Origin of the sequence: Andreprevotia chitinilytica DSM 18519 (assembly GCF_000711875.1) — a bacterium.
GTDB classification, from domain to species: Bacteria; Pseudomonadota; Gammaproteobacteria; order Burkholderiales; family Chitinibacteraceae; genus Andreprevotia; species Andreprevotia chitinilytica.
In genome coordinates this window covers 525,184-545,858 of record NZ_JONM01000002.1, presented here as the reverse complement: position 1 = coordinate 545,858, position 20,675 = coordinate 525,184, and the positions used below count along the sequence as shown (strand labels likewise).

Sequence of the window (20,675 nt, the reverse complement as noted above, 5' to 3'; positions counted from 1 at the left end):
ATCTGGCGCTTGCGACAGACGCTTTTGCAGGGTCGCCTTTGGGGTGGAGGGGGCTTTGGCGAGACAAAGTCCCTTCCCCGTCCGCGCGGCGGAACGCGCTGTAATGCCTTTAAATCGCGCCGCAGGCGCTGAACCTAGAAACAGCAGCAAAAGAGGAAAACCCAAATGCAAATTGCCTCCCTCGGCGAATGCATGATCGAACTCAGCGGCTCGCCACTGCGCAAAACCTACGGCGGCGATACGCTCAATACCGCCGTCTACCTCGCCCGGCTACTGAGCGGCAGCACACACTCCGTCCGCTACCTCACCGCAGTGGGTGAAGACAGCCTCTCCGCCGAGCTTCTACAGGAATGGCAGGCCGAGCACATCGTCACCGATCGCATCGCCCGCCTGCCCGGCAAGATGCCCGGCCTCTACCTCGTCGAAACCGATGAGCACGGCGAGCGGCGTTTTCACTACTGGCGCAGCGACAGCGCTGCCCGACACTACTTCGCCAGCGGCATCGATTTCGCCAGGCTGTTTGATGGCCTTGATGCGGTCTACCTCTCCGGCATCACCCTCGCCCTGTTCCCGACCTCCGAACGCGCCCATCTGATCGGCGCGTTGGGGGCATTCAAGATGGACGGCGGCAAGGTCTGGTTCGACAACAACTTCCGCCCTGCCCTCTGGTCTGCTGCCGCCGCACGCGATGCCTACGCCCAGCTCTATGGCATCGCCGACATCGCCCTGTTGACCGAAGATGACGAAGCCGCCGTCTTCGGCACTGCCACGGCGGACGACATGATCGCCCGCGTGCTCAAGGCCGGTGGCAGCGAAGTAATCATCAAGCGTGGCAGCCAGCCCTGCATTGTCGCCACCTCCAGCGGGCGCGGCAGTGTCAGCGCTGCCCCGGTGGAAAAAGTCGTCGATACCTGCGCGGCGGGCGATTCATTCGCGGCGGCCTATCTCGCCGCCCGCATCAACGGCGCAACGCTGGAACAGGCCGCACAAAACGGCCACCGGCTCGCCGGCACCGTCATTCAATACCCGGGCGCGATCATGCCGTCCGCTGCAATGCCAACCCAAAACTAAAACCCAAGGAAGACTGAGATGAGCCAGAAGCAAGCACAACGTTCGCTGTACACCTACAGCTGGGATATCGCCGGCCGCGACATAAAAGGCGTCGTGAACGAAATCCTCGATCTGGGGCTGGATGGCATCAAGCTGGCCACGGCCTACCACGCCGGCAAATTCATCCGTCCACCGCGACCGGGCCAGGTCGGTGGCCGGGTCGTGTTCCCGGAAGACGGCGCGCTGTATTTCGAGCCGACCGTGTCGCGCTACAAGGCGCTGCCCGCTCACCCGCATTCCGACCCGGCCCAGCGCCGCGTCGCCTACGATCTGGCTGCCGATGGCCGACTGGCGATGTCCGCCTGGACGGTGCTGTTCCACAACTCGAAACTCGGTGAACTACACCCGGAGCTGACCACGAAAAACGCCTGGGGCGATGGCTATGTATATGCCTTGTGCCCGATGCAGCCGGCCGTGTTCGACTATGGCGTCACGCTTGCCACCGATGTCGCGCAAACGCTGCCGTGGCAAAGCCTCACGCTGGAAAGCCCCGGCTGGGCGCCATTCAATCATGGCTATCACCATGAATTCGCGCAGGTTCGCAGCAATGTGTGGCTGGATACCATGCTCGGCCTGTGCTTCTGCGATGCCTGCAAAGCGGCGGCCAAGGACAAGGGCATCGATGCCGACGGGTTGGCCGGCCGTGTCCGTACACGGGTCGACGGCTACCTCTCGGCCAATGTCGATGCCGCCCCGGATCAAGCCGGCGCGTGGCTGGCAGCGGATTTGTATGAAGATGCCGACCTCGCCGCCTTCGTCCGCCTGCGCCAGAACCGCGTGAACGAATTCGTGCGCACGGTGCGTGAAGAGATGCCGCAATCCGTCGCGCTTTACGTCATCCCGACCGTGCAACGCCCGACCGCGCAAACGTGGCTGGAAGGCAGTGATCTGGCCGGCTTGGCCAAGGTAGCGGATGGTGTGGAAGTGCCGTTCTACGAGCCCAACGCCGGGCGAGTCATCGCCGATGCGGTCGACACGATCCGCCGCGTGGGCGACGTGAGCAAGGTACGCGCCATCCTGCGTCCCGGCGTGCCGGATCTGGGCGATGGCGCGGAAATCAGCGCGGCGTACAACGGCCTGAAGGCGCTCGGGGTGGAGGCGTTCTCGTTCTACAACTACGGGATGTTGCGGCCGGATTCATTGGCGCGGTTGAAAGCGCTATAAGTTCAAGATCCACACCTTGAACCACAGAGGTTCACAGAGAAAACCAAAACCGATTGAGAAGAACACCTGTAGGAGCGAGCTTGCTCGCGATGGCAATGGTTAACCAAACCGCGCCATCGCGAGCAAGCTCGCTCCTACGAGGTTTTGGAACTACGCCGGCGCAACGCCAACGCTATACGCAATCTCCACCGGAATCCCCGCCCGTAGCAGCAAGCCCTTGCGGGTCGCCAGCGGATGATCTGCCGGCGGCGTCGCCACACCGCCCAGCTCGAACACCCCACACACCGGCTCCACGCCCAACGCAAAATTGCGTCCCAACCACGGCGCGTGCGCCCGGCCGCCGTTGCTGACCCACAGCACCGCATCCGGCAAACGGCGCGCATCCCAACGCAGAGTGACGCGCACGCCTTCGTCGCGATAGAGCAAGCCGAACACACCATCGCAATCCTGCAGTTGCACCAATTCCTCGGTCTGGTTCGGCAATGGCAAGCGGCTCAAATCCACCGGGCCATCATTGCCGGGCAGCATCTGCAAATTGCCGGAGCTGCTGTTGGGCAACAGGGTCGAAACGCCATCTTCAAACTGGACTGGATAGGTATGCGCCGCACGGAATGCGCCCGGCTCCAGCTGCAAGCCGCTGCCCGAGCCAGCCGGCAAGCGGAAGGTCGGGTGCAGCGCGACCGGCATCACCGTCGCACGGCGCGGTTCGATGGTCAGTTTGATATGCAGACAAGCACTGGCCGGATCGGCGCGGATTTCCCGGCGCAGCGAGCGGATGGCGTGGTTGTCCGGGTAATCGATGCCAAGCACGACATGCGATTCGCTGCGGCAGATCAGATGCCAGGGCTGATTGGAACCGGGGCCGTGGATGTCGTCTGGCAAGGTCGGTTGCGCACGCCAGCCAGCCGGCAAACCTGCGGGTACGTCCGGGCGGGTGAACGGCACGCAAGGCCACTCCCCCCGCATACGCCGCAACAGCGGCGGCAGCGCTGGGTCATCCGCCCACGGTGCGACATAGAAAGGCTGGAAGTTGCGGCCATCCGGCAGGCGAAAGTGCACCGGGCCGAGCATGCCGCCCAATGCCTGGATATGCGCCTCGCCATGCGCCCAGTCGAGCGTCCAGCCCGATTCGCGCACACCTTCGTGCGTGCTGTCATTCAATCCGGCAACAGCGGTATCAGCGGCCATGTTCATCGGAGATCGCTCCAGCACGAACAGCCCTGCCCTTGCGCATCGCGGATAGCGGTGCGCATCAAGAAAATCGCATTCATGGATTAGCTACTTGGATATGAAGAGGTGAGCGGCCGACAAAACCGGCGGAGAGATCCAGCCGGTTGCGTCGAGACCGCTGTGGGCTTCTTAGTTGGTCATCGACTGCTGCTGACGCCACTTGTCCAGCATCACCGCCAGCACGATCACCGCGCCCTTGGCGACGTATTGCCAGAAGGACGACAAGCCGATGATGGTCAGCCCGTTGTTCATCACGCCAATGATCAGCGCGCCGATCACCGTGCCCCAGATCGAGCCGACGCCGCCCATCAGGCTGGTGCCGCCGAGCACGACCGCCGCGATGGCATCCAGCTCGTAACCCGTACCCCAGTTGCCGTTCGCGCCATACAGCCGCGACGCGCTCATCGCCCCGCCAATACCGGAGAACAAGCCGGCGATGGAGTACACGAACAACAGTACCGAGCCGACCTTGATGCCGGTCAGCCGCGCCGCTTGCGGGTTGCCGCCAACCGCATAGATATGCAGGCCCAGCACGGTCTGGCGCAGGATGAACCACGACACCAGCACCACCGCCGCCGCCACCCAGATCAGCCACGGCAAGCCGAGGAAGCTGCTGTTGCCCAGCCATTCAAAGCTCGGGATGTTGCGGTTGAGAATCGTGGTGCCATCGGCGAACAGATACGCCGCGCCGCGCAAGGCGGTCATGGTGCCGAGCGTGACCACGAAGGGGTTGATCTTCACGCCGGCGACCATTGCGCCGTTGAGCGCCCCCATCGCCAGACCGGCCAGCATGAACACTGGCAACGAGGCCCAGGCGAAATGCGGGCTGAGCGAGGTGAGCATGCCCAGCACGGCAGACACCGCCAGCACCGAACCCACCGACAGATCGATACCCGCGGTGAGGATGACGAAGGTCATGCCGCAAGCCAACACCAGATTGATCGAGGTCTGGCGCAGGATGTTCATGGTGTTGGCCGTCGACATGAAGTTCGACGTGCCGTCTTCGCTCAGGTAACCGGTGAGGAAGTAGAAGGCGATGTACATCAGCAGCAGCACCGGCAGCATGCCGACGCGGTTGAAGATGTCCCGGGCGGAGATCTTTTTCACATTCGCCTCCCGCGCTGGCGCGGCGGCCGGATTGATTGCGCCGGCCTGCGGCACCACGCTGCTGAGCCAGCCCAAACGGGCCAGCGTCCTGTTGATCAGTGAATTCATTATCGTTGCTCCTTGGTTCAGAACCTATCCCATTGGGCAGCTGCGCCTGCGCATCTCGCCCCCGTCCGGTGCTCGAAATCCTCATGTACCGACAAGTACATTCCGGTTTCTGTGCGCCGGGCGGAAGCGACCTGCTTTGGCTCGCTCGCCCACTGGAACAGGTCAGTCAATGCACGGCGGCTTCAAGCGCAGCCGCTGCGGTGTCGTGCGTCGCCAATGTCATCACGGCTTCCTGGCTCACACCGGGGCCGACGAGTTCGCCGCTGATGCGGCCTTCGCGCATCACCAACAGGCGATCGCAGATACCGATCACTTCCGGCAGTTCGCTGGAAATCACCACCACCGCCACACCACTGTCGGCCAGCTGGTGAATGATTTTGTAGATTTCGCTCTTCGCCCCGACGTCCACACCGCGGGTTGGCTCATCCAGAATCAGCACGCGCGGCTTGATCGCCAGCCAGCGCGCCAGCAGCAATTTCTGCTGGTTGCCGCCCGACAGGCCACCGACGATGCCATCCGGCCCCGGCACCTTCACCGCCAGTTGCTTGATCGCATCCTGGGTGAGTTTGCGCAGCGCGCCGTGCTGCAGGATGCCGAAACGGGCGTTGCTGCTCAGCACGTTCATGCTGGTGTTGGCCAGCGCCGATAGCTGCAGAAACAAGCCCTGGCCCTTGCGATCTTCCGGCACGTAGGCAATGCCGCGCTTGATGGCATCAAGCGGGTTGTTGATTTGCACCGGCTCGCCATCGAGCAGGATTTCACCGCGCTTGGCCTTGTCCGCGCCGAAGATCAGCCGAGCGAGTTCGGTACGCCCCGCTCCGACCAGACCGGCCAAACCAAGCACCTCGCCACTGCGTACAGAGAACGATGCATCGCGAATCTTGCTGCTGGCGATGCTACGCACTTCCAGCCGCACCGGCCCCGGTACCACATCGATACGCGGTTGATAGAAGTCACCCAGCGGGCGGCCGACCATCATCTGGATCACGCGCTCGGGCTGGGCTTCTTCACGTTCCAGCGTGCCGACAAAACCGCCATCACGCAGCACCGTAACGCGATCCGCCAATGCGACCATCTCGGCCATGCGGTGACTGATGTAGATGATGGCGATGCCATCGGCACGCAGCTTGCGGATCACCTCGAACAACCGATCGGTTTCGCGATCGGATAGCGCGGCGGTCGGCTCATCCATGATCAGCACGCGGCTCTTGTGTACCAGCGAGCGGGCGATTTCGACTTGCTGCTGGTCGGCAATGCAGAGCTTGCCGGCGAGCGTATCGGCGGAAAAACGCGCGCCGAGGCTATCGAGCACTTCACGCGTGCGGCGGTTCATCGCCTCGGTATCGACACGGCCAAAACGGCCACGCGGCTCGCTGCCCATGAAGACGTTTTGCGCCACCGTCATATGCGGGGCGACAGAGAGTTCTTGATAAATCAGATTGATCCCGGCGGCGCGGGCATCCGCCGGCGACGTAACGCGGATCGGTTTGCCTGCCAGCTTGATCTCGCCCTGATCGGGCTGATACACGCCGGAGAGGATTTTCATCAGCGTGCTCTTGCCCGCGCCGTTCTCGCCCATCAGGGCCAGAATTTCGTGGCTGCGCGCTTCGAGCCGGACGTTATCGAGCGCCTTGGTGGCACCGAAACGTTTGCTGATACCGGCCATTTCCAGAACGGTGGTGTTCATCGTCTGCTATCCAGTGAGAAGCAATTGAGGCCCCTTCCCCACATGCAAAGCGGGAAGGGCTTTCTGTAGGAGCGAGCTTGCTCGCGATAGCACTGTTTATTAACCATTGCCATCGCGAGCAAGCTCGCCCCTACAAAACATCTAGCTCATCTGGATCAGTTCTTGGTCCAGCCCTGGTACGTCGCGACGTTGGCCTTGGTGATCGGCGGGGTCGGCAGCAGCACCGTGGTCTGGGCCGGCTTCTTGCCGTTCATCAAGTCGTAGCCCATCTGCACCGCCATGGCGGACATCTTGTACGGGTTCTGGGCGGTGGAAACGGCGAACAGGCTGGATTTGTCCTTGAGCGCCACTTCGGCATCCGGTGCGCCATCGACCGAGGCAATCACCTTCACATCGGTGCGGCCGGCTTGCTTGAGCGCGAGTTCGGCGCCAATCGCGGACGGATCGTTGATTGCGAACACGCCGTCGATCTTCGAGTGCGCAGTCAGCAGGTTGGCCATCACTTCCATGCCACCGTCACGGCTGCCCTTGGCGTCCTGGTTATCCGACAGCACCTTGATGCCTGGGAAACCGGCAAACACCTTCTTGCAGCCAGCCACGCGATCCACCACGGCAGTCACCGGCGGGCCGTTGATGATCACGACGTTGCCCTTGCCCTTCAACTGGTTGGCCAGGAACTTGCACGACTCGGAGCCGGCCATGGTGTTGTCGGACATCACGGTGATATCCGCGCCTTCCGCACCCACGTCCACCGCCAGCACCACGATGCCGGCATCACGCGCCTTCTTCAGCACCGGGGCGATGCCCTTCGGATCAGCCGCGTTGACGATGATCATGTCGGTCTTGTTGGCGATGAAGTTCTCGATCTGACCGACCTGGGTGTTCAGGTCGTACTTGCTGGAAACGGTGGTGACTTTCACATCGTTACCGGCAATCTTCTTGGCGGCATCCTGCGCACCGCGACCGATAGCGACGAAGAACGGGTTGGCCAGATCACCGACGGTGACGCCAATCGACTTCAGCGGCTTGGCAAAAGCCGGTACGGAGAAAGCGGCGGCACAAGCGGCCATCAGTACGGTTTGACGAATACGCATTTCGAACTCCTGATCCATGAAGATATGTTTGTTTGGCGCTCGCAACGCGGTGAGTGCGCTGCTGCTACGACGCAACTGCACCGTCGTTGGTCGTTAATTTACACGTGTAAACTTATTGCGCAAGCATTGCACCAAATCCGAGCCGATCAGCGGTATAAGGAATTTCACTTAAGGTGCGAAAGCCCTATTGCAGTGCAGCACACAATAAAATCCACGCAGTCCTGTCGCTATCGCCGGGCAAAATCTATAATCGACACGCGTAAACTGCACCGGAGTAATGCATGCCAACTTCACACTCTGCCGACGACCGGGCACCACCCGGCGACGCACCTGTTTCGTCGGGGGCCAACGGCGTTGTGACGATGAACGACGTCGCCATCGCGGCGGGGCTATCCCGCGCCACGGTGAGCAAGTTTTTCAACGGCAGCGTGAGCCTGAAGCCGGAAACGCGCGAACGCATCGACCGCGCCTGCCGCGAACTGCAATACGTGCCGGATCTGCATGCAGTGAGTCTGGTGAAGGGCAAATCCAATCTGGTGGGGGTGGTGCTGCCGGCGATCAGCGAACCGTTCTTCGGCAAGGTGCTGCAGGTGATCGAGCAAGAGGCCGCCAAGTTCGGGCTGCAAGTCGTGATCCAGATCTCCAACAACGACCCGGCCCGCGAAGCCGCCGCGCTACTGGCGCTACGGTCAATGAAAGTGCACGGCATCGTCATCACCCCGCTCGATAGCGACCGCAACCGCGAGCTGCTGGCCGGCTTCGAGAAAGAACAGCGCCTGATCTATCTCGACAGCTACATCCACCCCGACTGCCATTTCGTGATGAACGACAACCGGCAGAGCATCGGGCTGATGGTCAACTACCTGTTGAGCAAGGGCATCAACCCGGCGTATCTCGGCGCACCGAAGATCGCCATTCCGTCCCGCCCGGAACGGCTGGCCGGTTATATCGAGGCGATGGAACGCGCCGGCAAAGCCCCGCAAATCATCCCCACGCCCCCGGCCGCGCAAACGTGGCAATTCGAAGCGTATGCGTATGAACAAATGCTGGCATGGTGCGGCGGTGGCGGGCTGCTGAACCCGGATATCAGCGGCATCCTGTGCTCAACCGACCGGCTGGCACTGGGTGCCATGCAAGCGCTACGCCGCTTCGGCCGCCACCCTGGCCGCGATATTGCCGTCGCAGGTCATGACGATATCGATATCTGCGAATACCTCGATCCGCGCTTGACGACGGTGCGGCAAGACATCGATCAACTCGGACGGGCGGCGGTGGAGTTTTTGCAGCTGGAGCCGGGGGCAATCACCAAAACCGGCTTGTATCAGAAGCGCTATGCAGGGCGCCTAGTGGTGCGGGAGTCGGCTTAATACAAGGCAACATCTTTCGTAGGGTGGGTTAGCCCTCTTGGGAGGGCGTAACCCACGCAGTCTACGTGGCAAGTTTCTACATTCGCTCGATTTGGGACGTCGTCCCGCGTGGGTTACGCCTCTAATGAGGCTAACCCACCCTACGTGGTACGTATCCATCACCGTAGCCCGGACGGCTTGCCGGCCGGGGTGGCTCTTGCGGACGGAGCCCCCGGCTGGCAAGCCGTCCGGGCTACGTGAACTTCAAACCACCGGCAACTCCGCCACTAGCAATCCCGCCCGCAACCCGACCTTGACCTTCGCATTCGGGAACACGATGCGTTCCTCGGCGTGTTGCACTGTCCAGACCTGCTCGCCATCGCGGGCAATCGGCGTGCCTTGGGCATAGGGCGTGAAGTTGGCGACGTCATCGCCGATCAGCAATTTGAACGCATCGCTACGCTTGTCGAGCTGGCCAACTACATCAAAACAGCGCGGCGGTGTGGTTCCGTCTGCTGGCGCTGCACCGGCGATCAACCGCCGCAAGCCACTCGCCGCAGCGGCAAAACGACTCAGATCGTTCTGACCAAATGGCATCACCTTGCCCAGCTCCAGCGTGCAGGCCAGCGCACCGTGCGCGTGGCTACAGTAGTGCGAGAACGTGGCCGAACCAGTGCGGTGCATCAACACCGCCTCGATGCCGAATGCGCCGAGCCACGCGAACACGTCTGCGCCATACGCCGCCTCACGTTGCGGTAATAAAGCGAAACGCTCAAACACCGATGGCCGGATGGCGGTGTGCAAATCCAGATGCCAACGCGCACCGGGGCCGGCTTCAAAAAAGCGTGCTACGCACGCTTCCAACTCCGCCGCCCTGCCTGCTTCGGTGCTATTCGGCACACTGAGATGCACGCCACCGAACAAGCGATTGAGATCGTCATCCAGATAACGACAACCCGCCTGCATCGCCGCCACATTACCCAACACGATCAGCAAGTGCGCCTGAAGCGCCGCTTTGCCAGCCGCAATATCCTGCGCCAGCACATTCAGCAATTCGACCGGCGCAGTTTCATCGCCATGCACACCAGCAGACAACACGATGCGCGGTGCATCGTCGGCAAGTGCAGCGGGAGCCAGCGCTAGCAAGCCAGCCCCCAGCCAACGCCATTGCACACCGACGGCAGCTTCGCCCGCTGTTACCGCTGGCGCTTCACCCGCCAAGGTGAAGGCGAGGAAATCGGCAAGCAATGCCTCCGGCACCTCAAGCCGCCTTGGCCGGCTGGCCGTCCTGCTGGAAGTCGTAGACCGAACCCAGTTTGAGGATGCCGGTCAGCTCGTCCAGCGCGGTGCGGCATTCGTCGAGCAGCTTCGGATCGGCCAGATCGGCGTCGCTCAGGCGGTCGCGATAATGGCGGTCGATCCACGCATCCAGCTGGGCAAAGCTTGCGTCGTTGATCCAGGTTGCCGGGTTCACCGCCGCAGCTTCGGCTTCAGTGAGTGCCACACGCAAGCGCAGGCAAGCCGGGCCGCCGCCGTTGCGCATGCTTTCGCGCAAGTCGAACACCAGCACCTGATCGATCGGGCCTTTTTGGGCAATGAGTTGATCCAGATAAGCCGACACGCGGGCGTTGTCGCGACATTCCTGCGGCACCACCAGCAAAGTGCCGCCATCGGCACGGGTCAGCAGCTGGCTGTTGAACAGGTAGGACGACACAGCATCCTGCACACTGACCAGCTCCGCCGGTACTTCGACGATGCGCAAATCCGCGCCATGCTGCGCCAGCGCCGTGCTCAAGGCATCGTAAGTGCCGCGCTGATCCAGAAAGGCGCCTTGGTGGCAGAACAGTACATCGCGATTGCCGACGGCGATCACATCGTTGTGGAACACGCCGGCATCGATGGCATCCGGGTGTTGCTGCGCATACACCGTCGCGTTGGCACGCAGGCCGTGCAGACGAGCGACCGCCGCGCTGGCTTCGCGAGTTTGCCGCGCCGGGAAGCGCTTGGGCGCAACATCACCGCGATATTCGCTGCGACCGTAGACAAAGAACTCCACGCCAGCCATGCCGTAATCGGCGCAGAAGCGGGTGTGATTGGCTGCGCCTTCATCGCCCAATGCCGGCGTACCGAGCAGCGGCGCATGAAAGGCAAAATGGCGATCATCACGGAAAATCGCTTGCAGCACGCGACCGGTGGTCGGGGCTTCAATGGCGCGATGCAACTTGTTGGACAAGCTGGCCGGTGTGAAATGAACACGACCATCGCCAGTATCCGGCGACGGGCTGACCGTGGCCGCGTTGGCTACCCACATCGATGACGCCGAACTCGCTGCCGCCAGCAACGCCGGCTCCTGCGCCGCCGCAGCGCGGATCATGTCGTGATCGGAACCGGTAAACCCAAGCGAGCGCAACAGGCGCATCGACGGCCGCTCTTGCGGCGGCAACACGCCTTGCAGGAAACCCAGCTCGGCCAGCGATTTCATCTTGCGCAGGCCCTGCTTGGCGGCGGCCTTGGGGTTGGCGATGCTGGCCGCGTTGCTTTGCGAGGCCACGTTGCCGAACGACAGGCCGGAATAGTTATGCGTCGGGCCGACCAGCCCGTCGAAATTCGCTTCACGTGCGCTCATTACATCGCTCCCGGTTGCTCAGCAGCAAAATCAAGGCCCGGCGACAAAGCAGCCGGCAAGGAAAGAGATTCGGATTCGACCGATGCCATCGGATAGGCGCTGTAATCCGCTGCGTAATAAGCACTCGGGCGGTGATTGCCGGAGCGGCCGACACCACCGAACGGCGCACCGGACGACGCGCCATTGGTGGGGCGATTCCAGTTCACCACACCAGCGCGGATGCCGTAGGTGAAGGCTTCCCACAGTGCGGGGTCATCAGCCAGCAGGCCAGCCGACAAGCCATAGGCAGTCTTGTTCGCGCCATCGATGGCGGCGTCGAAGTCGTCATAGCGCACCAGTTGCACCAGCGGGCCGAAATACTCCTCGTCCGGCGCATCCTGCACGCGGGTCACATCCAGAATCCCCGGCGTGACAAAGCCCAGCGCCGGATCGAGTTGCGTGAGCTTGAGCAGTGGCTCCGCCCCCAAGGCCAGCAATTTGGCTTGCGCTTCGACCAGCTTGGCGGCGGCTTGCGCCGATACCACCGGACCCATGAAGGGTTGATCAGCATCATCAAAATGGCCAACACGAATGCGCTTGCTCACTTCAACAAAGCGAGCAATGAAGCGGTCACCAAACGGCGTGTTCGGCACGAATAGGCGGCGGGCGCAGGTGCAGCGCTGGCCGGCAGACAGGAAGGCTGACTGGATGGCGTGATGCACGGCGGCATCCAGTTGCGCGGTTTCTGCCACTACCAGCGGATTGTTGCCGCCCATTTCCAGCGCCAGCACGATCTCCGGCCGGCCGCCAAACTGGCGATGCAACAGGTTGCCGGTAGCCGAGCTACCGGTAAAGAACAGGCCATCGATACCGGCATGCCCCGCCAAGGCCACGCCCGTGTCGCGCTCGCCTTGCACCAGATTGAGCACGCCCGCTGGCAGGCCGGCCTGTTGCCACAATTCGACTGTCAGTTGTGCCACTTGCGGCGCGAGTTCGGATGGCTTGAACACCACGGCATTGCCGGCAATCAGCGCCGGCACGATATGACCGTTGGGCAAATGACCGGGGAAGTTATACGGGCCGAACACGGCGACCACGCCATGCGGGCGATGGCGCAAAACGGCCGTGCCATCAGCGACGCTGGAGCGGCGCTCACCGGTACGCTCGCCGTAGGCGGTGATGGAAATCTCCACCTTGGCAGCCATCGCGGCGGCTTCCTGGCGGGCTTCCCACAGCGGCTTGCCGGTTTCGCGGCCGATGGTGCGGGCCAGCTCTTCCTTGTTCTGCGTTACCAGTTCGGCAAAGCGGCGCACGATGGCGATGCGGAATTCCAGCGGCGTGCGTGCCCAGCCGGCGAAGGCGTGGCGTGCGGCGCGAACCGCAGCGTCGACGTCTGCCGTCGTCGCCGCGCGGCCGCGCCACACAGGGTTGCCTGTTGCCGGGTCGATGGAGGCGAATTCAGCGCCTTGGCCGTCAACCCACGTGTTGTCGATAAATAGCCGGGACATCTTATTTCCTCTCTTTCGGATAAAGCGGCAGCGCGCGCACGGTAGCGCCAGCTGCGATGTTGAGTGTCTGTGCTTCTTCGCAGGTCAGCGGCAATACATCGCCTTGCGGCGCACGCGCCACGACGATCACGCGGAAATCATCGGCGGAAGTATTGGAGACCATATGGCGAACACCGTCGGTTGCGGCGGCGTCATCCAGCGTCACCTGCACCAGCAAGCCATCGCGCACAGCGCGGATGGTGTCGATGTGCGATTCCAACACCGGGCCGGCATCGAAAATGTCGACATGGTTTTCAAAGCGCATGCCTTCCGATTCGAGCAGCGCCCGCGCCGGCTGGGTGTCCTTGTGGGTCTTGCCGATGACTTGCTGTGCCGCTTCCGGCAACAGGTTGACGTAAACCGGATTACGCGGCATCAGCTCGGCCAGGAAGGACTTCTTGCCGTGCGCACTGAGGTAATCGGCATCGTCGAAACCGATCTGGTAGAAATGCGCGCCGACTTCGTTCCAGAACGGCGACTCACCGTTTTCATCGAAATGACCACGCATCTCGGCACAAATGCGCGCCGGGAAGCGCTCCGGGAATTGCGCCAAGAACATGAAGCGGGATTTCGACAGCAACGCGCCATTGCCCGGCACCCGCGCCGCCGGATCGAGGAACAGCGAGCACAGCTCGGCGTAACCAGTCAGATCGTGCGACATATACAGCAGCGTCATTTTGGTCCACACATCCAGCTCGCGGCTGGCGTGCACAGTGGTGCCAAGGCGGTAGTTGTAGAACGGTTGGGTGAGGCCGACGGCGACTTCCAGCCCGGCCACGCCGACCACCTGCTGCGTGGCGGTGTCTTCCATCACGAACAGAAAGCCTTGCTCGGCCAACGGCGCAGTACCCGCCACCGTGCGCAAGGTGCGCTCGATGCGGGCGGTGAGCGCCGGACGATCCGGCTTGAAGGTCGTCATACCCTCGCCAGCGTGTTTCGCCAGCTCGAACAGGGCATCCAGATCAGCCATGCGGACACTACGGACGACAATCATCGCAGCGCTCCTTCCAGTTCAAGCGGGACACAGCGGATTTCGTCACCATTGGCCAGTTCCAGTACATCCGCCACGGCATTGGCCAGCGGCGTTTCGTTCGACCACGCGGACGGCAGGTCTGCCAGTGCACAGCGGAAATCAGCCGTTTGCGTGTTGGCGATCAGATAGGTTTCCGCTGATCCGACAGCACCATCCATCCGCACCGCCGCCCGCCGCTTGCTGCGCCGCACGCTCTGGCACATGTCCACCGAGGCCAGCAGGATCGGGCCGGCATCAAAGATGTCGACGAAGGCATCCGGCTCGAAGCCTTCTTCCAGATGCAGCTCGTAAGTCAGTTCGGCCTTGGGGTGCGGCTCACCCAGCACGCGCTGCGCGCTTGGTGGCAACAGCGGCACGTAGAGCGGGTAGTTCGGCATGATCTCGGCGATGAAGGTGCGGCTGCGTCCACCCGATGCCAGTTCGACTTCGGCGAAATCGCGCTGGAAGAACTTCTTGCCAACCGCCTCCCAGAAGGGCGATGTGCCGTGCTCGTCGGTCACGCCCAGCAGACCGGTAAAAATCTCTGGCGCAAAGCGTTGGCGATGCTGGGCGATGAACATCAGCCGGGCACGTGACAACAACCGCGCCGCCACGCCATCGGCCAGTTTCGGGTCGATGTAATAGCCAGACAGCCGACTCTTGCCGGTGAGCTGGTGCGACATGGTCAGCGCATGCACCTTGCGATTGACCTTGAGCTCATGCGAGGCATGGATCAGCGCATCGTTGCGGAAGGCATAGAACGGCGCGGAATAACCGGCACAGGCGACGATGCTGGCGGTGCCATGCAAACGGCCGGTGTCCGACTCTTCCATCACGAACAAATAGAATTCTTCGCCCGGTGTATCGACATCAGCGCGGAAGGAGTCTTGCGACAGCGCAACACGCGATTCGAGCGCCTGGCGATCGGGCGGCAGCGAATGCAGCATCGGCTGCGCCGCACGGGCCATCGCTTCCAGTTGATCCAGGTCGGAAAGCCTGGCTGGCCTGACGTAAAGCATGGTGTCTGGTCCTTGTTAACAGCAAATCAAAATCTTGAACCACAGAAAGCACAGAGCAAGACAAGTGGGAGAGACGCTGTTTTTGTAGGAGCGAGCTTGCTCGCGATTGCATCTTCAATTGATGCATTGCCATCGCGAGCAAGCTCGCTCCTACAGATTTCCTCTCAACCGGTTTTGGTTTTCTCTATGAACCTCTGTGTTCTCTGTGCTCTCTGTGGTTCAAGACTTGGGTTTTCACCTTCAGGCAGTCGCAGCCACAGTCGCAACCATCTCCGCCACCGCCTTCTCAAACCGCGCCAAACCTTCGTCGATATCCGCATCCGGAATCAACAGCGACGGGGCAAACCGCACCACGCTCGGGCCAGCGATCAGAGTCAGCACGCCGTGCTTGATGCCCAAGGTAGTGAATTCCTTGGCCTTGCCCTTGAAAGCGTCCGAAACTTCCGCCCCCAACAGCAGGCCGACACCGCGGATATCCTTGAACACGCCGTATTTATCGTTGATGCGTTTCAGGCCCGCCACGAAGCGATCATGCTTTTGCCGCACGCCGGCCAGCACGACCGGATCGCTGACGATATCGATGACCTTTTCGGCAATCGCCGCAGCCAGCGGATTGCCACCGTAGGTGGTGCCGTGGGTACCGACCGAGAAATGCTTGGCAATTTCAGCGGTGGTCAGCATCGCCCCCACCGGGAAACCATTCCCCAGCGCCTTGGCAGTGGTGAGGATGTCAGGCGTCACGCCGTATTCCATATAGGCATACAGCGAACCGCTGCGGCCGACGCCGGTTTGCACTTCATCAAAAATCAGCAACGCGCCATGCTGGTCGCACAGTTCGCGCAACACTTGCAGATATTCGCGACGCGCCGGAATCACGCCGCCCTCGCCTTGAATCGGCTCGACGATCACCGCGCAAGTGCGGTCGGAAATCGCCGCACGGGCGGCATCGATATCGTTGTACGGAATGTGGGAAATACCGCCCGGCAGCGGGCCGAAGCCTTCGGCGTATTTCGGTTGCCCGCCGACGCTGACGGTAAACAGCGTGCGGCCGTGGAAGGACTGCAGGCAGGAGATGATTTCGTCCTTGTCCTTGCCGGCGCGATCAAACGCCACGCGGCGCGCCAGCTTGAGCGCGGCTTCATTTGCTTCTGCACCGGAGTTGGCGAAGAACACCTTGTCGGCAAAGGTGGCATCGACCAGCTTGGTTGCCAGCCGCAACGCCGGCTCGTTGGTGAAACCGTTGCTGACGTGCCAGATCGCATCGCCCTGCGCGTGGAACACCTTCAGCAACTCTGGATGGGAATGCCCCAGTGCGGTCACGGCGATACCACCGGAGAGGTCGATGTATTGCTTGCCGTTGGTATCCCAGATGTGGGAGCCAAGCGCCTTGGCCGGGATCATCGGCGACGGCGCGAACAACGGCACCATCACTTCATCGAAAGTTGCACGCGAGACTTGAATCGGATTCATCTGGCAGACCTCTGTGAGACACGTTGAGTTGTAGCCATTCTAGAAACGCTGACCGGGGCATTCTTGCGTCTTCGCGACGCGGACTATCGCAAGCCAACCACCGATAACGAAACTTGCTGCATCGCTGGTTTTTAACCTCCCCCTTTTTTGCCGTGCGAATCTTTGATTCGTCCAGGCATTAGGGGATTGTGTGCGTGCGAATCGTTGATTCGCTCAGCCAGAGGATTTCGACGTCGTGGCAACTTGAGATGCCGCAGAAATCCCCCCTAGCCCCCCTTCGCGGAAGGGGGGAACTACATCACTGCGGATCACCCGCCTCCCCTCGCCCATCCCGCGCCATATAGTTGCGCCGCTCTTCACGCGGCGTCACGCCAAAGCGTTCGCGATAGACGTTGGAGAAATGCGCCGCCGATGAGAAGCCGCAGGCGAGGCCGATCTGCAGCACTGATTTGGCAGTACGCTGCAATTGGGTGCGGGCCTTCATCAAACGCAGGCCGAGGTAGTACTTGGACGGCATGGCGTCGAGATATTGGCGGAACAGCCGTTCCAGCTGGCGACGCGATACACCGACCAGGCGGGCGATGTCGTCGGTGGTCAGCGGTTCTTCGATATTGGATTCCATCAGCAGCAGCGCATCGTTGAGCTTGGGGTGACGCTCGCCGTGGCTGGTGATGTAGGGAATGCGTTGCCGGTCGGTGGAGGTGCGGGCCGGGCCGGCGATGAGCAACTCGCCGACGCGATCGGCCAGTTCGGCACCGTGGTCTTGCGCGATCAAGGCCAGCATCAGATCGACCATCGCCAAGCCACCGGCGCAGGTGACGCGGTCGCGGTCGATTTCAAAAACGTTTTGCGTCGGGATCACACGCTCGAATTTTTCGGCGAAGGGGCCGAAGGATTCCCAGTTGATGCTGGCGCGGTAACCATCGAGCAAGCCGCTGGCTGCCAGCCACCAGACACCTTGCTGAATCCCGGCGACCCGACGCGTGCGCCGGGCAGCGCGGGCGAGCGTGCTGATGAAGAGTGGGTGGCCGGTGAAGGGTTGGTAATCATCCGCCAACACCAGCAGCAAATCGGCGTTGATCTGGTCGCTGAAAGCGGCATCGGCCGGGATATCAATACCACTGCTGGTGCGCAGCGGCGTGCCGTCCCACGTGTGGATTTGCCATTGATACAACAAGCGGCCGTCGAACTCGTTGGCTTGCCGCAGGCAATCGAGAATGCCGCTGAGCGCGACCAGCGAACACGGCGGCAGCAGCACGATGGCCACGCGGATCGTGGTGGTGGCAACAGGAGCAGATTCGCCAGTCATCGAGAAGCCCCCACTGAACTTGCGGAGACTTTTAATCCCCCCCTTCGCGCAAGGGGGGCTAGGGGGGATTTGGGTAAAACAATAGCTTGCGGATGCAGAAGCCAACCAATCATCAGTCTGGCAGCACCGGATCTTTCCCACGCAAGTTGAGCATCCACCAAAATCCCCCCTAGCCCCCCTTCCGCGAAGGGGGGGATGGTCATCCCAACGATTTTGACGGCTGACTCCACCAAACACCTACTTACTTGTGATTGCCCGACAAGAACTGCCGCAGCCGCTCGCTGCGCGGGTTGCCGAACACTTCGTCCGGCGTGCCGGATTCTTCGGTACGGCCTTGATGCAGGAACATCACCTGATTGGAAACGTTACGGGCAAAGCCCATCTCGTGGGTGACGACGATCATGGTGCGGCCCTCTTCGGCCAGCTTTTGCATCACCTTCAACACTTCGCCAACCAGCTCCGGATCAAGGGCAGAGGTTGGCTCGTCGAACAGCAAGACTTCCGGCCGCATCGCCAGCGCCCGGGCAATCGCTACGCGTTGCTGCTGGCCGCCGGACATATGCGACGGGTATTTGCCTTCCACTGCCGGCGCGAGGCCGACTTTTTCCAGGTAATGCTTGGCGCGTTCGATTGCCTCGGCACGCGGCACTTTCAATACATGCATCGGCGCTTCGATGATGTTTTCCAGCACCGTCATGTGCGACCACAGGTTGAAGTGCTGGAACACCATCGACAGCTTGGTGCGCATGCGCTGAAGCTGCTTCGGATCGGCCACTTTCAGGCTGCCCTGCTTGTCGGCGATGGTGCGCACTTCCTGACCATCGATATGGATCTGGCCGGCGTTGGGTTGCTCCAGAAAATTGATGCAGCGCAGGAAGGTGCTTTTGCCCGAGCCGCTGGAGCCGATGATGCTGATCACGTCGCCCGCCTTGGCTTCGAGCGAGACGCCCTTGAGCACTTCGTGGTTGCCGTAACGCTTGTGGATGTCCTGAATGCTTAAAGTACACATTGCTTGTTCCTGCCTTTGATCTTGAGAGCGCCGGTTCAACGTCTTTCCTCCCCTCGCCCACAGTCCCTGAACAAGGCAAAAGCCTTGCACGGGAGAGCGAGGGCTAGGCAGAGGGTGGTGAGAAGGACCCAGGTCATGGCATGCGCCCTCTCCCCCGACCCCTCTCCCACAAGTGTGAGAGGGGAGAAAAATCCTTACTTACCCAACGGCCGCTGAAACGCCAGCCACCTCCGTTCCGCCTGGCGAAACGCCCACACCAGCGCGAACGACACGGTGAGGTAAAGCAGCGCCGCCAGCCCGAAGGCTTCGAATGATTGGTAGGTGGCGGAATTCACGTCCCGCGCGACTTTCAACAAATCCGGCACAGTGGCGGTAAAAGCCACCGAGGTGCAATGCAACATCAGGATCACTTCGTTGCTATAGCCCGGCAAAGCGCGTCGCAATGCGGAGGGCAGGATGATGCGCCGGAATTGGGTGAACTTGCTCATGCCGTACGCCCGCGCCGCTTCGACCTCGCCATGTGCTGTGGCGCGAATCGCCCCGGCGAAGATTTCGGTCGTATAAGCACAGGTATTGAGTGCGAAGGCCAGGATGGCGCAGTGCATGCCATCGCGGAAAAACGCGTCCAGAAGGCTGGTAGAGCGCACGAAACTCAGGCTGTAGATGCCGGTATAGATCAGCAGCAATTGCACATACAGCGGCGTGCCGCGAAACACGTAGGTGTACAGCCAGACCGGGCGGGATACCCATTTGTTGGACGACACCCGCGCCACTGCCAGCGGGATCGCCATCACGAAGCCGATGGCCACCGAGATCGCGAGCAGCCACAGCGTGACCACCAGCCCGGACCAGCGCGTGCCATCCGAGAACAGATAGGCTTTCCAGTATTCGTTGAGGATGTCGATCATAGCGGCATGCTCCGTACGCCGGCGGTGTAGCGGCGTTCCAGCCACATCAGCACGAGGTTGGAGACCGTCGTCAGCGCCAGATAGATGAGCGCCGCGAGCAAGACGAAACCGAACATGTTGTAGGTGCCTTTGCCGGCTTCCTGCGTGACCTTCACCACGTCCGCCAGGCCAATGATGGAGACCAGCGCAGTCGCCTTCACCAGCACCTGCCAGTTATTGCCGATGCCCGGCAGCGCGAACCGCATCATCTGCCCGAACAGGATGCGCCGGAACACTTGCGGCCCGGTCATGCCGTAGGCGTAGCCCGCTTCGAGCTGGCCAGACGGCACCGACTGAAACGCGCCACGAAAGGTCTCGGTGAAATACGCACCGTAGATAAAGCCGAGTGTGAGCACGCCAGTGGAGAACGGATCAATGCTGATCTGCTCCCAGCCCAGCCAGTCGGTCAGCTCGTTCAGCCAGATCTGGATGCTGTAGAACAACAGCAGCATCAACACCAGATCGGGAATGCCGCGGATCAGCGTGGTGTAGCCGGTCGCCACATTACGCAGCAGCCGGTTGGGCGATAGTTTTGCCAGCGCCCCAAGCAAACCGATCACGACCGCGACCAGCAGCGATAGCAACGCCAGCTTGATGGTCATCCACGTGCCGGCAAGGATGAGGGGGCCATAGCCTTCAAGCCACATGACAACTCCTTGGAGCCACTAGCAAAACCCTCCTGGCGTTGTTGCTCAGTCTCGCCGTACTTATCGTACTGTCTTCGACTGAGCGCCTAGCCAGGATCGCTGCGCTGGGTTTTTCTAGCGGCTCTTGAACGCGCCTGACTGCCTTCGCATACAGAGGCAGCGAGACAGGAACGCAAAATCAATTGAGGCAACCCGTAGGATGGGTTGAGCGCAGCGATACCCATCGCTGCACCCGTTCGATGTTGCTGATGGGTATCGCCTGCG

17 protein-coding genes are annotated in these 20,675 nt (G+C 61.6%); 3 read left to right on the top strand and 14 right to left on the bottom strand.

Annotated features, from left to right (window positions below):
- Positions 1–165 precede the first annotated feature (165 nt).
- Positions 166–1,071, top strand: coding sequence for a sugar kinase (locus BR41_RS05255; RefSeq protein ID WP_035053541.1), 906 nt, complete (start codon positions 166–168; stop codon positions 1,069–1,071).
- A gap of 18 nt (positions 1,072–1,089) precedes the next feature.
- Complete coding sequence (locus BR41_RS05250) at positions 1,090–2,274, top strand: hypothetical protein (protein ID WP_035053539.1); 1,185 nt, start codon at positions 1,090–1,092, stop codon at positions 2,272–2,274.
- 150 nt (positions 2,275–2,424) lie between these two features.
- Here the strand turns inward: BR41_RS05250 and BR41_RS05245 are convergent, their stop codons facing one another.
- The 4 genes from BR41_RS05245 to BR41_RS05230 all read right to left on the bottom strand — a co-directional run bounded on the left by BR41_RS05245 (position 2,425) and on the right by BR41_RS05230 (position 7,500).
- Positions 2,425–3,468 carry an aldose epimerase family protein gene (locus tag BR41_RS05245; RefSeq protein WP_051710184.1) on the bottom strand — a complete coding sequence of 348 codons (1,044 nt, stop codon included), beginning with the start codon at positions 3,466–3,468 and terminating at the stop codon, positions 2,425–2,427.
- A 165-nt stretch (positions 3,469–3,633) separates the two neighbouring features.
- Positions 3,634–4,719, bottom strand: a complete 1,086-nt coding sequence (locus BR41_RS05240) for an ABC transporter permease subunit (protein WP_211251665.1) — start codon at positions 4,717–4,719, stop codon at positions 3,634–3,636.
- Positions 4,720–4,885: 166 nt separating this feature from the next.
- A complete protein-coding gene (locus BR41_RS05235; protein WP_035053537.1) occupies positions 4,886–6,406 on the bottom strand; it encodes a sugar ABC transporter ATP-binding protein in 1,521 nt (506 codons plus the stop codon).
- A gap of 155 nt (positions 6,407–6,561) precedes the next feature.
- Positions 6,562–7,500 carry an ABC transporter substrate-binding protein gene (locus tag BR41_RS05230; protein ID WP_035053535.1) on the bottom strand — a complete coding sequence of 313 codons (939 nt, stop codon included), beginning with the start codon at positions 7,498–7,500 and terminating at the stop codon, positions 6,562–6,564.
- Positions 7,501–7,781: 281 nt separating this feature from the next.
- Here BR41_RS05230 and BR41_RS05225 point away from each other — a divergent pair, with 281 nt between their 5' ends.
- A complete protein-coding gene (locus tag BR41_RS05225) occupies positions 7,782–8,867 on the top strand; it encodes a LacI family DNA-binding transcriptional regulator (protein WP_084186843.1) in 1,086 nt (361 codons plus the stop codon).
- Positions 8,868–9,110: 243 nt separating this feature from the next.
- On the opposite strand, the gene astE is transcribed toward BR41_RS05225, so the two are convergent.
- The 10 genes from astE to BR41_RS05175 form a co-directional block, all read right to left on the bottom strand.
- Complete coding sequence (astE, locus tag BR41_RS05220; RefSeq protein WP_035053529.1) at positions 9,111–10,106, bottom strand: succinylglutamate desuccinylase; 996 nt, start codon at positions 10,104–10,106, stop codon at positions 9,111–9,113.
- A 1-nt stretch (position 10,107) separates the two neighbouring features.
- On the bottom strand, positions 10,108–11,472 hold the full coding sequence (gene astB / locus BR41_RS05215) for an N-succinylarginine dihydrolase (protein ID WP_035053527.1): 1,365 nt from the start codon (positions 11,470–11,472) through the stop codon (positions 10,108–10,110).
- Positions 11,472–12,959, bottom strand: a complete 1,488-nt coding sequence (astD, locus tag BR41_RS05210) for a succinylglutamate-semialdehyde dehydrogenase (RefSeq protein WP_035053526.1) — start codon at positions 12,957–12,959, stop codon at positions 11,472–11,474. The genes astB and astD overlap by 1 nt, the downstream gene beginning before the upstream one ends.
- Before the next feature lies 1 nt (position 12,960).
- Positions 12,961–13,992, bottom strand: coding sequence for an arginine N-succinyltransferase (astA, locus tag BR41_RS05205; RefSeq protein ID WP_035053523.1), 1,032 nt, complete (start codon positions 13,990–13,992; stop codon positions 12,961–12,963).
- Positions 13,989–15,029 carry an arginine/ornithine succinyltransferase subunit alpha gene (aruF, locus tag BR41_RS05200; RefSeq protein ID WP_035053521.1) on the bottom strand — a complete coding sequence of 347 codons (1,041 nt, stop codon included), beginning with the start codon at positions 15,027–15,029 and terminating at the stop codon, positions 13,989–13,991. The genes astA and aruF overlap by 4 nt, the downstream gene beginning before the upstream one ends.
- Positions 15,030–15,269: 240 nt before the next feature.
- Positions 15,270–16,499, bottom strand: a complete 1,230-nt coding sequence (locus BR41_RS05195; protein WP_035053519.1) for an aspartate aminotransferase family protein — start codon at positions 16,497–16,499, stop codon at positions 15,270–15,272.
- 298 nt (positions 16,500–16,797) lie between these two features.
- Positions 16,798–17,808 (bottom strand): GlxA family transcriptional regulator, encoded by a 1,011-nt coding sequence (locus BR41_RS05190; protein ID WP_035053515.1) that lies wholly within the window; start codon positions 17,806–17,808, stop codon positions 16,798–16,800.
- Positions 17,809–18,049: 241 nt separating this feature from the next.
- The gene (locus BR41_RS05185; protein WP_035053513.1) at positions 18,050–18,817 is read right to left on the bottom strand and encodes an ABC transporter ATP-binding protein; all 768 of its coding nucleotides are present in this window, start codon (positions 18,815–18,817) and stop codon (positions 18,050–18,052) included.
- Positions 18,818–19,011: 194 nt separating this feature from the next.
- Entirely contained in the window at positions 19,012–19,725 is a 714-nt protein-coding gene (locus BR41_RS05180) for an ABC transporter permease (RefSeq protein ID WP_035053511.1), read from the bottom strand.
- Positions 19,722–20,411, bottom strand: a complete 690-nt coding sequence (locus BR41_RS05175; protein WP_035053509.1) for an ABC transporter permease — start codon at positions 20,409–20,411, stop codon at positions 19,722–19,724. The genes BR41_RS05180 and BR41_RS05175 overlap by 4 nt, the downstream gene beginning before the upstream one ends.
- Positions 20,412–20,675: the final 264 nt, after the last annotated feature.

Bases quoted from the DNA above. Each gene is read 5' to 3' on its own strand.
- astA (WP_035053523.1), bottom strand. From the start codon at position 13,992: ATGATTGTCGTCCGTAGTGTCCGCATGGCTGATCTGGATGCCCTGTTC.
- BR41_RS05250 (WP_035053539.1), top strand. From the start codon at position 1,090: ATGAGCCAGAAGCAAGCACAACGTTCGCTGTACACCTACAGCTGGGAT.
- BR41_RS05185 (WP_035053513.1), bottom strand. From the start codon at position 18,817: ATGTGTACTTTAAGCATTCAGGACATCCACAAGCGTTACGGCAACCAC.
- BR41_RS05225 (WP_084186843.1), top strand. From the start codon at position 7,782: ATGCCAACTTCACACTCTGCCGACGACCGGGCACCACCCGGCGACGCA.
- BR41_RS05195 (WP_035053519.1), bottom strand. From the start codon at position 16,499: ATGAATCCGATTCAAGTCTCGCGTGCAACTTTCGATGAAGTGATGGTG.
- BR41_RS05255 (WP_035053541.1), top strand. From the start codon at position 166: ATGCAAATTGCCTCCCTCGGCGAATGCATGATCGAACTCAGCGGCTCG.
- BR41_RS05240 (WP_211251665.1), bottom strand. From the start codon at position 4,719: ATGAATTCACTGATCAACAGGACGCTGGCCCGTTTGGGCTGGCTCAGC.
- BR41_RS05235 (WP_035053537.1), bottom strand. From the start codon at position 6,406: ATGAACACCACCGTTCTGGAAATGGCCGGTATCAGCAAACGTTTCGGT.
- BR41_RS05230 (WP_035053535.1), bottom strand. From the start codon at position 7,500: ATGCGTATTCGTCAAACCGTACTGATGGCCGCTTGTGCCGCCGCTTTC.
- BR41_RS05190 (WP_035053515.1), bottom strand. From the start codon at position 17,808: ATGACTGGCGAATCTGCTCCTGTTGCCACCACCACGATCCGCGTGGCC.
- BR41_RS05245 (WP_051710184.1), bottom strand. From the start codon at position 3,468: ATGAACATGGCCGCTGATACCGCTGTTGCCGGATTGAATGACAGCACG.
- aruF (WP_035053521.1), bottom strand. From the start codon at position 15,029: ATGCTTTACGTCAGGCCAGCCAGGCTTTCCGACCTGGATCAACTGGAA.
- astB (WP_035053527.1), bottom strand. From the start codon at position 11,472: ATGAGCGCACGTGAAGCGAATTTCGACGGGCTGGTCGGCCCGACGCAT.
- BR41_RS05180 (WP_035053511.1), bottom strand. From the start codon at position 19,725: ATGATCGACATCCTCAACGAATACTGGAAAGCCTATCTGTTCTCGGAT.
- BR41_RS05175 (WP_035053509.1), bottom strand. From the start codon at position 20,411: ATGTGGCTTGAAGGCTATGGCCCCCTCATCCTTGCCGGCACGTGGATG.
- astD (WP_035053526.1), bottom strand. From the start codon at position 12,959: ATGTCCCGGCTATTTATCGACAACACGTGGGTTGACGGCCAAGGCGCT.